10 protein-coding genes are annotated in these 13679 nt (G+C 67.9%); 3 read left to right on the forward strand and 7 right to left on the reverse strand.

Going from position 1 to position 13679, the window contains the following annotated elements:
• Window positions 1–83: 83 nt before the first annotated feature.
• The gene (locus tag WS45_RS21220) at window positions 84–2015 is read right to left on the reverse strand and encodes an ATP-binding cassette domain-containing protein (protein ID WP_059701535.1); all 1932 of its coding nucleotides are present in this window, start codon (window positions 2013–2015) and stop codon (window positions 84–86) included.
• Between the two features lie 136 nt (window positions 2016–2151).
• Between WS45_RS21220 and WS45_RS21225 the strand changes: the two genes are divergently transcribed.
• Entirely contained in the window at window positions 2152–2631 is a 480-nt protein-coding gene (locus WS45_RS21225; protein WP_059529292.1) for a glutathione peroxidase, read from the forward strand.
• A gap of 120 nt (window positions 2632–2751) precedes the next feature.
• Here WS45_RS21225 and cls read toward each other — a convergent pair whose 3' ends face one another.
• The 6 genes from cls to dapC all read right to left on the reverse strand — a co-directional run bounded on the left by cls (window position 2752) and on the right by dapC (window position 8926).
• On the reverse strand, window positions 2752–4191 hold the full coding sequence (gene cls, locus WS45_RS21230; RefSeq protein ID WP_059701539.1) for a cardiolipin synthase: 1440 nt from the start codon (window positions 4189–4191) through the stop codon (window positions 2752–2754).
• A 113-nt stretch (window positions 4192–4304) separates the two neighbouring features.
• Complete coding sequence (gene prmB / locus WS45_RS21235; protein WP_059529297.1) at window positions 4305–5213, reverse strand: 50S ribosomal protein L3 N(5)-glutamine methyltransferase; 909 nt, start codon at window positions 5211–5213, stop codon at window positions 4305–4307.
• Between the two features lie 11 nt (window positions 5214–5224).
• Window positions 5225–6364 (reverse strand): succinyl-diaminopimelate desuccinylase, encoded by a 1140-nt coding sequence (gene dapE, locus WS45_RS21240; RefSeq protein WP_059701550.1) that lies wholly within the window; start codon window positions 6362–6364, stop codon window positions 5225–5227.
• A gap of 88 nt (window positions 6365–6452) precedes the next feature.
• Window positions 6453–6821 (reverse strand): ArsC family reductase, encoded by a 369-nt coding sequence (locus tag WS45_RS21245; RefSeq protein ID WP_044847939.1) that lies wholly within the window; start codon window positions 6819–6821, stop codon window positions 6453–6455.
• A complete protein-coding gene (gene dapD / locus WS45_RS21250) occupies window positions 6821–7648 on the reverse strand; it encodes a 2,3,4,5-tetrahydropyridine-2,6-dicarboxylate N-succinyltransferase (protein ID WP_006478479.1) in 828 nt (275 codons plus the stop codon). Before dapD ends, WS45_RS21245 begins: the two co-directional genes overlap by 1 nt.
• A 45-nt stretch (window positions 7649–7693) precedes the next feature.
• Window positions 7694–8926: a succinyldiaminopimelate transaminase gene (dapC, locus tag WS45_RS21255; RefSeq protein ID WP_059529303.1), complete on the reverse strand. Its 1233-nt coding sequence runs from the start codon at window positions 8924–8926 to the stop codon at window positions 7694–7696.
• A 159-nt stretch (window positions 8927–9085) separates the two neighbouring features.
• Between dapC and WS45_RS21260 the strand changes: the two genes are divergently transcribed.
• Complete coding sequence (locus tag WS45_RS21260; protein ID WP_059701553.1) at window positions 9086–10027, forward strand: DMT family transporter; 942 nt, start codon at window positions 9086–9088, stop codon at window positions 10025–10027.
• 139 nt (window positions 10028–10166) lie between these two features.
• Window positions 10167–13679, forward strand: a complete 3513-nt coding sequence (gene smc, locus WS45_RS21265; protein ID WP_059701555.1) for a chromosome segregation protein SMC — start codon at window positions 10167–10169, stop codon at window positions 13677–13679.

The following is a 13679-nucleotide window of genomic DNA, read 5'->3' on the forward strand; positions in this document are numbered from 1 at the left end:
GGCGGGTGCGTCGGGCGTTGACGCATCCCGGGGATGCCGCGCGTGGCCGATGAAGCGATCGGCCGACGGCGCCCGGGCCGTGGTCAGCCGATCTGCTCGAGCTCTTCCTGCACGGCGAGCCAGTCCGCCTCGACCGTTTCGAGCCGGGTATTGACCTCCCCGAGCGTGCGGATCGCGTCGGTCAGTTCCGTCTTGCGCGCGGCCTCGTAGCTCGCCGGATCGGCGACGAACGCGTCGAGGCGTGCCTTCTCCGCGTGCAATGTTTCCATTTCCTTTTCGAGCTTCGTGATGCGGTTCTGCAGCGGCTTCTTCAACTGCGACAGCCGCTGGCGCTCCTCGGCCGCCTGACGTTTCTGATCCTTGCGGTTGACCCCCGGATCCACACCCGCTGCCGCCGCGCTGTCGGCCTTCGCGGCCGCGCGTTGCTCGGCCGCGTGCTGCAGCAGCCAGTCGCGGTAATCGTCGAGATCGCCGTCGAACGGCTGCAGACGGTGTTTCGCGACGAGCATGAACTGGTCGGTGGTCGCGCGCAGCAGGTGGCGGTCGTGCGAGACGAGGATCAGCGTGCCTTCGAACTGCGCGAGCGCCATCGTCAGCGCGTGACGCGTTTCGAGGTCGAGGTGGTTGGTCGGCTCGTCGAGCAGCAGCAGGTTCGGCTTCTGCCAGATGATCAGCGCGAGCGCGAGCCGCGCTTTCTCGCCGCCCGAGAACGGGCCGACCGGGCTCGTCGCCATGTCGCCCGAGAAATTGAAGCCGCCGAGGAAATCGCGCAGTTCCTGCTCGCGCGTATCGGGGGCGAGCCGGGCGAGATGCGCGAGCGGCGAATCGTCCTCGCGCAGCGTTTCGAGCTGGTGCTGCGCGAAATAGCCGATCGTCAGCCCCTTGCCGTCGCGCACGTGGCCCGACAGCGGCGCGAGCGTGCCGGCCAGCGTCTTGATCAGCGTCGACTTGCCCTGGCCGTTCGCGCCGAGCAGGCCGATGCGCTGGCCGTTCTGGATCGACAGCGCCACGCGTTCGACGATCGGGATGTCCGTGCCGTCGTCGGCGTGGTAGCCGCAGCGGACGTCCTCCATCACCATCATTGGATTCGGCGCGGCATCGGGCGTGCGGAACTCGAAGGTGAACGGCGACGCGATGTGCGCGGGCGCGATCAGCTCCATCTTCTCGAGCGCCTTCATCCGGCTTTGCGCCTGCTTGGCCTTGGTCGCCTTGGCCTTGAAGCGGTCGACGAAGCTCTGAAGGTGCTCGATCGTCTTCTGCTGCTTTTCGTATGCGCTTTGCTGCAGCGCCAGTTGTTGCGCGCGCAGCACTTCGAATTGCGAATAATTGCCGCCGTAGCGCTTTACCTGGCGATTTTCCAGGTGCAGCGTGACGTTGCAGATCGAGTCGAGGAATTCGCGGTCGTGCGAGATCACGACGAGCGTGCCGGCGTAGCGGTGCAGCCAGTCCTCGAGCCAGACGATCGCGTCGAGGTCGAGGTGGTTGGTCGGTTCGTCGAGCAGCAGCAGGTCGGAGCGGCACATCAGCGCCTGCGCGAGGTTCAGCCGCATGCGCCAGCCGCCGGAGAAGCTGGCGACCGATTCGCGCGTCTGCGCGAGCGTGAAGCCGAGGCCGAGCAGCAGTGCTTCGGCGCGCGCCGGTGCGGTATAGCCGTCGGCGTCGGCGAAGGCCGCATGTGCGTCGGCCTCGGCCGCGCCGTCATGCGCGGCCGAGGCGGCGGCGATGCGCGCTTCGATCTCGCGCAGCGCGGTGTCGCCGTCGAGCGTGTAGTCGAGCGCCGAGCGGTCGACGGCGGGCGTTTCCTGCGACACGTGGGCGATCCGCCACGACGGCGGCATCGCGAAATCGCCGGCGTCGGAATGCAGCTCGCCGCGCAGGACCGAGAACAGCGTCGATTTGCCGGCGCCGTTCGCGCCGATCAGGCCGGCCTTTTCGCCGGGATTGAGCACGAACGAGGCCGACTCGAACAGCGGCTTGGTGCCGCGCGCAAGGCTGAACTGATTGAAACGGATCACGGCGGGAATGACTGGCCAAAACCGCTATTCTAGACTGCGCGCGCGTCGCCCCGGATATCGGCCGTTCGGCAGATGCCGCAACGGCGCGATTTGGCCTAGACTCCACCTCGATCCGGTTTCGTAAAAGGAGTGCCCGATGTCCACCCTGTATTCGTTCAGCGCAGAGACGCTCGCCGGTGAGCCGGCGTCGCTCGATGCATACCGCGGCAAGGTGCTGCTGATCGTCAATACCGCGAGCGAGTGCGGTTTCACGCCGCAGTATGCGGGCCTGCAGAAGCTGTACGACCAGTACGCGGCGCGCGGTTTCTTCGTGCTCGGCTTCCCGTGCAACCAGTTCGGCAAGCAGGAGCCGGGCGACGCCGCGCAGATCGGCGCGTTCTGCGAGCGCAATTACGGCGTCACGTTCCCGATGTTCGCGAAGATCGATGTGAAGGGCGACCACGCGCATCCGTTGTACCGCTACCTGACCGACGAGGCGCCCGGCATCCTCGGCCTCAAGGCGATCAAGTGGAATTTCACGAAATTCCTGATCGACCGTGACGGTCGGATCGTCAAGCGCTATGCGCCGTCGACGAAGCCCGAGGACATCGCCGCGGATATCGACAAGCTGTTGTAACGCCGAGAAGCGGTGGGCGGGCTGTTCGGACCGAACGGGTAGCGGCCGCGGCGCCGAGCCGAATCCCGCGAAAGCGTGTGCCGTCGTTCGAGCGGCGCACGTCCGGCGCTCGCGCGGCCGCTACAGGATCGGCGCGAACAGGCGCGCGACGTGCATCGCGATGCGTCGCCACGCGGGCGAGTGCCGATACTCGTTCGCATCGACTTCGTAGGCCAGTGCGAAATCGGCGTCGAGCATGGCCTCGACTTCGTCGGCGAACGTGCGATCGACGGTCAGCACCATGATTTCGAAGTTGAGCCGGAACGAGCGGTTGTCGAGATTCGCGCTGCCGATCGCGGCGGCGACGCGGTCGATCAGCACGACCTTCTGGTGCAGGAAGCCGGGCCGGTAGCGGAACACCTTGACGCCCGCGTCGACGAGATCGCGCGCATAGAGCCTGGACGCCTCGAACACGACGTAGTGGTCGCGCCGGCTTGGGATCAGGATGCGCACGTCGACGCCGCGCATCACCGCGAGCTTCAGCGCGGCGATCACCGCTTCGTCGGGTACGAGATACGGCGTCGTGATCCAGATCCGTTCGCGCGCAGCGTTGATCGCCTCGACGAAGAACAGCGAGCCGGTTTCCTGTTTGTCGGCCGGCCCCATCGGCACGGCGAGGCAATGCATCGCGTCGTCGGGCAGCGCCTCCGGCGGTGTGGCGAGCGCCGGCAGCGTCTGCGTGGCCCAGTGCCAGTCTTCGGCGAACACGTACTGAATGCTGGCCACCACCGGGCCGCGGATCTCGATATGGGTGTCGCGCCACGGCGACAGGCGCCGGTTCGCGCCGAGATATTCGACGCCGACGTTGAGGCCGCCGACGAACGCGCGATTGCCGTCGACGACGACGATCTTCCGATGGTTGCGGAAGTTGAGCTGGAAGCGGTTGACGAACTTGCGGTGGGTCGCGAACGGATGGACCTCGACGCCGCCGCGGCGCAGCGTGTCGACGTAGCTGTGCGGCAGGTCGAAGCTGCCGATGCTGTCGTACAACAGGTAGCAGCGCACGCCAGCCGCCGCGCGGGCGAGCAGCGCGTCGCGCAGCATCTGGCCGAGCGCGTCGTCGCGCACGATGAAGAACTGGACGATTACGTAGTCGCGCGCGGTGTCGATCGCCGACAGGATCGCCGAGAAGGTCGCGTCGCCGTTCACGAGCGTGCGCACCGCATTGCCGCCGACGAACGGCATTCCGCCCAGCCGCGTAAGCGCGAGCACGGCGGCCCGGCCGATCGCGTCGGCGGCCGGCCCGTCGGTTGCGTTCGCATCGGGCCACGGCGCGCGCGGCGTGTGCGTGCGCAGCGCTTCCATCTCGTGGCGCCGCGCGTCGACGTAGCCGGAGAATTTGCTGCGGCCGAGGAACAGATACGGAATGAGCGTCAGGTATGGCATCGCGGCGAGCGATACCGCCCACGCGATCGCGCCTTGCGACGTGCGCGTGTTCAAGATCGCGTGACACGCCGCGATGATCCCGAGCACATGGATGGCCAGGATCAGGGTGCCGAGGTGTAACCAGTCGAGGGTCATGGGCGCGTGACGGACTCCTGAAGTCGTGCGGCGCGACAGCCGCTTACGCGCATCTTACCCAACCGTGCGGGACAGCGGTGTGCCGTACCGCACGGTTCGGTCGTGGCGCGCCGTCAGGCCTTGCGCGGCAGGTCCGACGCCTGGATCAGGAACACGGCGTCGTCACCCGCGCTGGTGGGCAGCCACGTGAGCTCGAGGCCGCCGAACGCGGCTTCGACGTGCTCGCGCTCGTTGCCGATCTCGACGACGAGCACGCCGTCGTCGTGCAGCCACTTGTGTGCTTGCCCGATGATGCGTCGCACGATGTCCATGCCGTCGTCGCCGCCCGCGAGCGCCATCTCCGGCTCGTGCCGGTATTCGGGCGGGAGGGCCGCCATCGACGTTGCGTTCACGTACGGCGGATTCGTCAGGATCACGTCGTAGCGCGTGTCGGGCTCGGCGCGGAACGCGGGCAGCGGCGCGTAGAGGTCGCCGTGATGCAGCGTGATGCGATCGTCGAGACCATAGTCGTGCACGTTGATCCTGGCGACTTCGAGTGCCTTCTCGGACAGGTCGACCGCGTCGATCTCGGCATTCGGGAACGCGCTGGCCGCGAGAATCGCGAGGCAGCCGGAGCCGGTGCACAGCTCGAGCACCGCGCCGACCTGTTCGGGATCGGCGACATACGGCTGCAGCCCGTCGTCGAGCAGCTCGCCGATGAACGAGCGCGGCACGATTACGCGCTCGTCGACGTAGAAGCGGTGGCCGTGCATCCACGCTTCATGCGTGAGATAGGCGGCCGGCACGCGGTCGGTCGCGCGTCGTTCGATCACCGCGAGCACTGCCGCGATTTCGTCGGGCAGCAGGCGAGCATCGAGGAACGGCTCGAGCGTGTCGAGCGGCAGGTCGAGCGTGTGCAGCACGAGGTAGGCGGCTTCGTCGTACGCGTTGTCCGAGCCGTGGCCGAACGCGAGCTTCGCCTTCGAGAAGCGCGTGACCGCATAGCGCAGCAGGTCGCGAACGGTTGCAAAAGGTGTCGTCATGCGAGGCTCCGTCAGGCAATCAGTTGTTCGAGCACGCGGCGGTACACGTTCTTCAGCGGGTCGACGAAGCGCACGTCGATGTGTTCGTCGATCTTGTGGATGCTGCCGTTCGGCGGGCCGAACTCGATCACCTGCGGGCAGATGCGCGCAATGAAGCGTCCGTCGGACGTGCCGCCCGTCGTCGACAGCTCGGTCGTGAGGCCGGTTTCGGCGCGGATCGCGTTCTCGAGCGCGTTCGACAGGTCGCCGCGCGGCGTGAGGAACGGCAGGCCGCTCACCGACCACTTCAGCGTGTACTCGAGGCCGTGCTTGTCGAGGATCGCATGCACGCGTGCCTGCAAGCCCTCGACGGTGCTCGCCGTCGAAAAGCGGAAGTTGAACATCAGGTCCGCGTGGCCGGGGATCACGTTGGTCGCGCCGGTGCCCGCATGCAGGTTTGACACCTGCCAGGTGGTCGGCGGGAAGTATTCGTTGCCTTCGTCCCACTGTTCGGCAGCGAGCTCGGCGAGCGCCGGCGCGAGCAGGTGGATCGGGTTCTTCGCGAGGTGCGGGTATGCAATGTGGCCCTGCACGCCCTTGACGATCAGTTCGCCCGACATCGAGCCGCGGCGGCCGTTCTTCACGACGTCGCCGAGTTCGGCGGTCGACGTCGGTTCGCCGACGATGCAGTAGTCGAGGCGTTCGCCGCGCGCTTCGAGCAGCTCGACGACCTTCACGGTGCCGTCGGTGGCCGGTCCTTCCTCGTCGCTCGTGATCAGGAACGCGATCGCGCCGCGATGGCCGGGGTGGGCCGCGACGAATTCCTCGGAGGCGACGACGAACGCCGCGAGCGACGTCTTCATGTCGGCCGCACCGCGGCCGTACAACTTGCCGTCGCGATGCGCGGGAATGAACGGCGGCGAAGTCCACTGCTCGAGCGGGCCGGTCGGCACGACGTCGGTGTGGCCCGCGAACGCGAGCAGCTTGCCGTCGCGGCCGTCGGTGCCGCGCTTGACGGCCCACAGGTTGGTCACGCCGTGCGACGCGATGGTCTCGCATTCGAAGCCGAGCACGGCGAGGCGCTCGGTCATGATCTGCTGGCAATGCTGGTCGTCGGGCGTGACGGACGCGCGGGCGATCAGCTGTTCGGTAAGGGCTAGGGTGGCGGACATGGTTCGGACCACTTTCGATAAAAAATGCCGGCGCGGTGGCCGGCAGCGATGGGGCGTCGTGCGCGGCGCGGGCGCAGCGCGGGCGGCCCTAGGCGGCAAACAGCGCCGCGTACTGATCGGCCACGAAACCGAGCGATTTCACGCGGCCGTTGACGACGAGCACGGGGCGCTTGATGACCGACGGCTTGTGGATCATCAGCGCGACCGCGCCGGACTTCGTTTCCGCGGCCGCCTTCATGGCGTCGTCCAGGCCGCGCCACGTCGTGCCGCGCTTGTTCACGAGCGCGTCGAGCGACACGTCCTTCAGCCAGTCCTCGACGAGCGGTGCGCTGACGCCGAGCTTCTTGAAGTCGTGGAACTCGAACTCGACGCCGTGATCGTCGAGCCACACGCGGGCCTTCTTCACGGTGTCGCAGTTCGGAATGCCGTAGACGACCACGGTGCGCGGCTTGGCCATCAGTCGCCTCGCAGCAGCTCGTTCAGGCCGACCTTCGCGCGGGTCTTCGCGTCGACCTTCTTTACGATCACCGCGCAGTACAGGCTGTGCGAGCCGTCCTTCGACGGCAGGTTGCCGGCGACGACGACCGAGCCGGCCGGGATGCGGCCGTAGCTGACTTCACCCGTTTCGCGATCGTAGATCTTCGTGCTCTGGCCGAGGTACACGCCCATCGAGATCACCGAGTTCTCCTCGACGATCACGCCTTCGACGACTTCCGAGCGCGCGCCGATGAAGCAGTTGTCTTCGATGATGACGGGGTTCGCCTGCAGCGGCTCGAGCACGCCGCCGATGCCGACGCCGCCCGACAGGTGCACGTTCTTGCCGATCTGCGCGCACGAGCCGACCGTGGCCCACGTGTCGACCATCGTGCCTTCGTCGACGTATGCGCCGATGTTGGTGTACGACGGCATCAGCACGACGTTCTTCGCGATGAACGAGCCGCGGCGCGCGATGGCCGGCGGCACGACGCGGAAGCCGCCCGCGGCGAAGTCTTCGGCCGTGTAGTTCGCGAACTTCGACGGCACCTTGTCGTAGAACTGCGAGTAGCCGCCGGCCGGCATCGGTGCGTTGTCCTCCAGGCGGAACGACAGCAGCACGGCCTTCTTCAGCCACTGGTGCACGGTCCAGTTGCCGTCGATCTTCTCGGCGACGCGCAGTGCACCCTTGTCGAGTTGCTCGATCGCGTGAGCGACGGCTTCGCGGACGTCGGCGGGCGCGGCCTTCGGCGACAGCTCGGCGCGGTTTTCCCAGGCGGTATCGATGATTTGCTGAAGTTGTTGCGACATGTTCGTTTTCGCAGGAGATGAATGGAATTGATCGGGATGGACGTCTTACCGCGCGAGAGCCCGGCAGAAATCGACGATGCGTTGCGCGCCCTCGACGCATTCGGGGGTGCCCGCGACGAGCGCGATCCGGATGAAATCGCGGCCCGGATTCGTGCCGTGCGCATCGCGCGCCAGGTACGAGCCGGGCAGAACCGTCACATTATAGTCGGCGTACAGGCGGCGGGCGAACTCGGTATCCGACAGGCCGGTGCGCGCGACATTGGCCCACAGGTAGAACGCGGCGTCGGGCAGCTTCACGTCGATCACGTCGGCCAGCATCGGCGTGACCGTGCTGAACTTCTGCAGGTACAGCGCGCGGTTCTCGCGCACGTGCGCCTCGTCGTTCCACGCGGCGATGCTCGCGTGTTGCCAGACCGGCGACAGCGCGGCGCCGTGGTACGTGCGGTAGAGCAGGAATTTCTTCAGCAGCGCGGCGTCGCCGGCGACGAAGCCCGAGCGCATGCCCGGCACGTTCGAGCGCTTCGACAGGCTCGACAGCATCACGAGCCGCTCGAAGCCGCGACCGAGGCGGTGCGCGGCCTCGAGGCCGCCGAGCGGCGGCGCCGCTTCGTCGAAGTAGATCTCCGAATAGCACTCGTCGGATGCGATCACGAAGCCGTGGCGGTCGGACAGCGCGAACAGCTCGCGCCAGTCGTCGAGCGTCAGCACGGCGCCCGTCGGGTTGCCCGGCGAACACACGTACAGCAGCTGGGTGCGCGCCCAGACTTCATCGGGCACGGCCGCGTAGTCGCACGCGAAGTTGCGCGCCGGGTCGCTGTTCGCGAAATAGGGTTCGGCACCGGCCAGGAGCGCCGCGCCTTCGTAAATTTGATAGAACGGATTCGGACAGAGTACGATCGCCTTCTCGCCGTCCGCGGTCGGGCGCGCGTCGATCACCGTCTGCGCGAGCGAGAACAGCGCCTCGCGCGACCCCGACACGGGCAGCACCTGCGTGGCCGGGTCGATCGCCGGCAGCCCATAGCGGCGCTCCAGCCAGTGCGCGATCGACGTGCGCAGCGCGTCCGAGCCGGCCGTGGCCGGATATGACGCGAGGCCGTCGAGCGAAGCCACCACGGCGTCGCGGATCAGCGCCGGAGTCGGGTGCTTGGGCTCGCCGATGCCGAAGCTGATCGGTTTCAGGCCGGCGGAGGGCGTCACGTCCTTGAACAGGGCGCGCAGCTTTTCGAAGGGATAGGGCTGGAGCGAGTCGAGTCGAGGGTTCACGGGCGAAGCGGCCATCGCGGCCGGTTGGAGCGAAAGGGGCGGCGCGGGTGCCGCACGGCTGCGAGCGGGCGCCGACGGCGCGCGGGTCGCAACGGACGATTATAGCGTGATGCAATGCGGTCACGGCCCGCCGGAACGGCGGCCGGGCCGGTCGAATAAAGGGTATCGAACCAAATGAATAACGCGGTACGCGGCAGCCTGCCGACGCTGGCCATCCTGATCGGCGCGTCGGTATGGGGCCTGATCTGGTATCCGCTGCGGATCCTCGCGTCGCTCGGGCTCACCGGCACGCTGGCGAGCGCGCTGACGAGCGCCGTTGCTTTCCTGTTCGTGGTGGTCGTGCGGCACCGCACGATCGCCACGCTGCGCTGGCACTGGGTGCTGCCGGGCATCGCGATCACGGCGGGCGTGACGAACCTCGGCTTCGTATGGGGCACGATCCACGGCGAAGTGCTGCGCGTGATGCTGCTGTTCTACCTGACGCCCGCCTGGACCGCGATCTACGCGCATTTCCTGCTGCGCGAGCGGCTGACCTGGGCCGGCGTGGGGCTTGCGGCGCTGTCGATCGGCGGCGCGATGCTGATGCTGTGGTCGCCGAAGCTCGGCATGCCGCTGCCGGCCAATCCGGCGGAATGGGCGGGGCTCGCGGCCGGCCTGAGTTTCGCGATGAGCAACGTGCTCGTGATCAAGGCGAGCCGCGAGCTGCCGGACATGCGCGCCGAAATGCGCACGGCGACGCTGTTCGGCGGCGCGGCGGTGTTCGGCGCGATCGCATCGCTGTTCGAGGGGCTGCCGGCCGCGCCGGCGGGCGGCCAGCTCGGCGTCGCCGCGCTGATCGTCGCCGCGATCGGCGTGACGATGGCGGCGAACAACCTGCTCGTGCAATATGGCCTCGCGCGCGTGCCGGCGAATCGCGCGTCGATCATCATGCTGTTCGAGATCGTGATCACCGCGCTGTCCGCGTGGGTGTTCGCGAACGAACTGCCGACGGCGCGCGAATGGGCGGGCGGCGCATGCATCGTGCTGGCGACGCTGCTGTCGAGCCGGGTCCATCGTGCCGCGCCGGCATCGGGCAAACCCGGCGACGGGCGGGACGGCGCACGCGCGATGGTATGATGGAAGCCGTTTGCGGGGCCCAACGCTGGATGCGCGCGGCCCCGCTTTTGAATTCCGGGGCGCATCGCGCGCACGGGCCGTCCGGCCCCGCGCGTCGCGGCCCCGTCCGTTTCACACCTTCTTCACATCCGATACCGCCGTGCGTCTGAGCTCGATCAAACTCGCTGGCTTCAAATCCTTTGTCGATCCCACGCATTTCCAGGTTCCGGGCCAGCTTGTCGGCGTGGTGGGCCCGAACGGGTGCGGCAAGTCCAACATCATCGATGCCGTGCGCTGGGTGCTCGGCGAGTCGCGCGCGTCCGAGCTGCGCGGCGAGTCGATGCAGGACGTGATCTTCAACGGCTCGACCGCACGCAAGCCCGGCAGCCGGGCCAGCGTCGAGCTGATCTTCGACAACTCCGACGGCCGCGCGGCCGGGCAGTGGGGCCAGTACGGCGAGATCGCCGTGAAGCGCGTGCTGACGCGCGACGGCACGTCGAGCTACTACATCAACAACCTGCCGGCGCGCCGCCGCGACATCCAGGACATCTTCCTCGGCACGGGCCTCGGCCCGCGCGCGTACGCGATCATCGGCCAGGGCATGATCGCGCGGATCATCGAGGCGAAGCCGGAAGAGCTGCGCGTGTTCCTCGAGGAAGCCGCCGGCGTGTCGAAGTACAAGGAGCGCCGCCGCGAAACGGAGAACCGCCTGCACGACACGCGCGAGAACCTGACGCGCGTTGAGGACATCGTCCGCGAGCTCGGCGCGAACCTCGAGAAGCTCGAGGCGCAGGCCGTCGTCGCGACCAAATACAAGGAACTCGTCGCCGACGGCGAGGAGAAGCAGCGCCTGTTGTGGCTGCTGCGCAAGAACGAGGCCGCGAGCGAGCAGCAGAAGCAGCAGCGCGCGATCGAGCAGGCGCAGATCGACCTCGAGGCGCAGACGGCAAAGCTGCGCGAGGTCGAGTCGCAGCTCGAGACGTTGCGGGTCGCGCATTATTCGGCGAGCGACGCGATGCAGGGCGCGCAGGGTGCGCTCTACGAGGCGAACGCCGAAGTGAGCCGCCTTGAGGCCGAGATCAAGTTCATCGTCGAATCGCGCAATCGCGTGCAGGCGCAGATCGCCGCGCTGAACGCGCAGCGCGAGCAATGGCGCGCGCAGGCCGAGAAGGCGCAGGACGAGCTCGAGGAAGCGGAAGAAGCGCGGGCGATGGCCGACGAGAAGGCCGCGCTCGCTGAAGACAACGCGGCCGCGAAGCACGACGCGCTCCCGGCGCTCGAGGCGAAATGGCGCGATGCGCAGGCGCAGCTCAACGACGAGCGCGCCCGGATCGCGCAGACCGAACAGTCATTGAAGCTCGAGGCCGCGCACCAGCGCAATGCCGACCAGCAGCTCCAGCAGCTTCAGCAGCGCCACGAACGCCTGAAGTCCGAGGCGGGCGGGCTCGACGCACCGGACGAAGCGCAGCTCGAGGAGTTGCGCATGCAGCTCGCCGAACAGGAAGAGATCCTCGCCGAAGCCCAGGCACGCCTGACCGATGCGCAGGACGCGCTGCCGCGCCTCGACGGCGAACGCCGTGCCGCACAGGAGCGCGTGCAGGCCGAAAGCGCGCAGATCCACCAGCTCGAGGCGCGGCTCGCCGCGCTCAAGCAGCTGCAGGAGAACGTGCAGACCGAAGGCAAGATCCAGCCGTGGCTCGACAAGCACGAGCTCGGCGCGCTGCCGCGTCTCTGGAAGAAGCTGCACGTCGAGGCGGGCTGGGAAGCGGCGCTCGAGGCCGTGCTGCGCGAGCGTCTGGCTGCGCTCGAAGTGTCGAATCTCGACTGGGTGAAGGCGTTCGCGACCGACGCGCCGCCCGCGAAGCTCGCGTTCTACGCGCCGCCCGCGGCCGGTGAGCCGCCGGCCGCCGCGGCCGGGCTGCGCCCGGTGCTGTCGCTCGTTCGCATCGACGATGCGGGCATCCGTGCGGTGCTGAACGACTGGCTCGGCAACGTGTACGTCGCCGACGACGTCGCGCAGGCGCTCGCGACGCGCGCGCAACTGCCGGCAGGCGGCGCGTTCGTCGTCAAGGCCGGCCACATCGTCACGCGTGTCGGCGTGCAGCTGTACGCGGCCGATTCGGAGCAGGCCGGGATGCTGGCCCGCCAGCAGGAAATCGAGAACCTGACGCGCCAGGTGCGCGCGCAGGCGCTGCTCGCCGACGAGGCCCGCACCGCCGCCGTGCGGGCGGAGGCCGCGCACACGCAGGCCACGCAGGCGCTCGGCGACGTGCGCGCGCAGGCCGAGCGTGCGACGCAGCGCGTGCACGCACTGCAGATGGACGTGCTGAAGCTCGCGCAGGCGCATGAGCGCTACACGCAGCGCAGCACGCAGATCCGCGAGGAGCTCGAGGAAATCGGCGCGCAGATCGACGAGCAGCGCGCGCTGCGCGCGGAATCGGAAGCGAACTTCGAGCGTTTCGACGGCGAACTCGCGGAACTGCAGGCGCGCTTCGAGGACAACCAGCTCGCATTCGAGGCGCTCGACGAATCGCTGACGCAGGCGCGCCAGGAAGCGCGCGACCTTGAGCGCGGCGCGAACGACGCACGCTTCGCCGCGCGCAACGCGGTCACGCGGATCGACGAGCTCAAGCGCAGCATCCAGGTCGCGCACGAGCAGAGCGAGCGCGTCGCCGCGTCGCTGGAAGACGCGCGCGCCGAACTCGAAACGATCAACGAGCAGACTGCGCACACGGGGCTGCAGGACGCGCTCGAAATTCGCGCGGTGAAGGAAGAGGCGTTGCAGGCCGCGCGGATCGAGCTCGACGACCTGACGGCAAAGCTGCGCGCTTCGGACGAGCAGCGTCTCGTCGCCGAGCGTTCGCTGCAGCCGTTGCGCGACCGCATCACCGAGCTGCAGCTGAAGGAGCAGGCCGCGCGCCTGTCCGTCGAGCAGTTTGCCGAGCAGCTCGCGGCCGCCGAGGTCGACGAGCAAGCGCTGCGCGAGAAGCTGACCCCGGACCTGAAACCGTCGTATCTGCAGGGCGAGGTCACGCGCCTGAACAACGCGATCAACGCGCTGGGTCCGGTCAACATGGCCGCGCTCGACGAGCTGAAGGCCGCGAGCGAGCGCAAGGTGTTCCTCGATGCGCAGTCGGCCGACCTGACCGACGCGATCACGACGCTCGAGGATGCGATCCACAAGATCGACCAGGAAACCCGCACGCTGCTGCAGGGCACGTTCGACGAGGTCAACCGTCACTTCAGCGACCTGTTCCCGCGCCTGTTCGGCGGCGGCCAGGCGAAGCTGATCATGACGGGCGACGAGATCCTCGACGCGGGCGTGCAGGTGATGGCGCAGCCGCCGGGCAAGAAGAACGCGACCATCCACCTGCTGTCGGGCGGCGAAAAGGCGCTGACCGCCACCGCGCTGGTGTTTGCGATGTTCCAGCTGAACCCGGCGCCGTTCTGTCTGCTCGACGAGGTCGACGCGCCGCTCGACGACGCGAACACCGAGCGTTTCGCGAATCTCGTGCGCGCGATGTCCGACAAGACGCAGTTCCTCTTCATCTCGCACAACAAGATCGCGATGGAGATGGCGCAGCAGTTGATCGGCGTGACGATGCAGGAGCAGGGCGTGTCGCGAATCGTCGCGGTGGACATGGAAACCGCCGCGGGTTTTGCCCAGAATTGA

This window comes from Burkholderia sp. RF2-non_BP3, from assembly GCF_001522185.1.
Lineage (GTDB): Bacteria > Pseudomonadota > Gammaproteobacteria > Burkholderiales > Burkholderiaceae > Burkholderia > Burkholderia diffusa.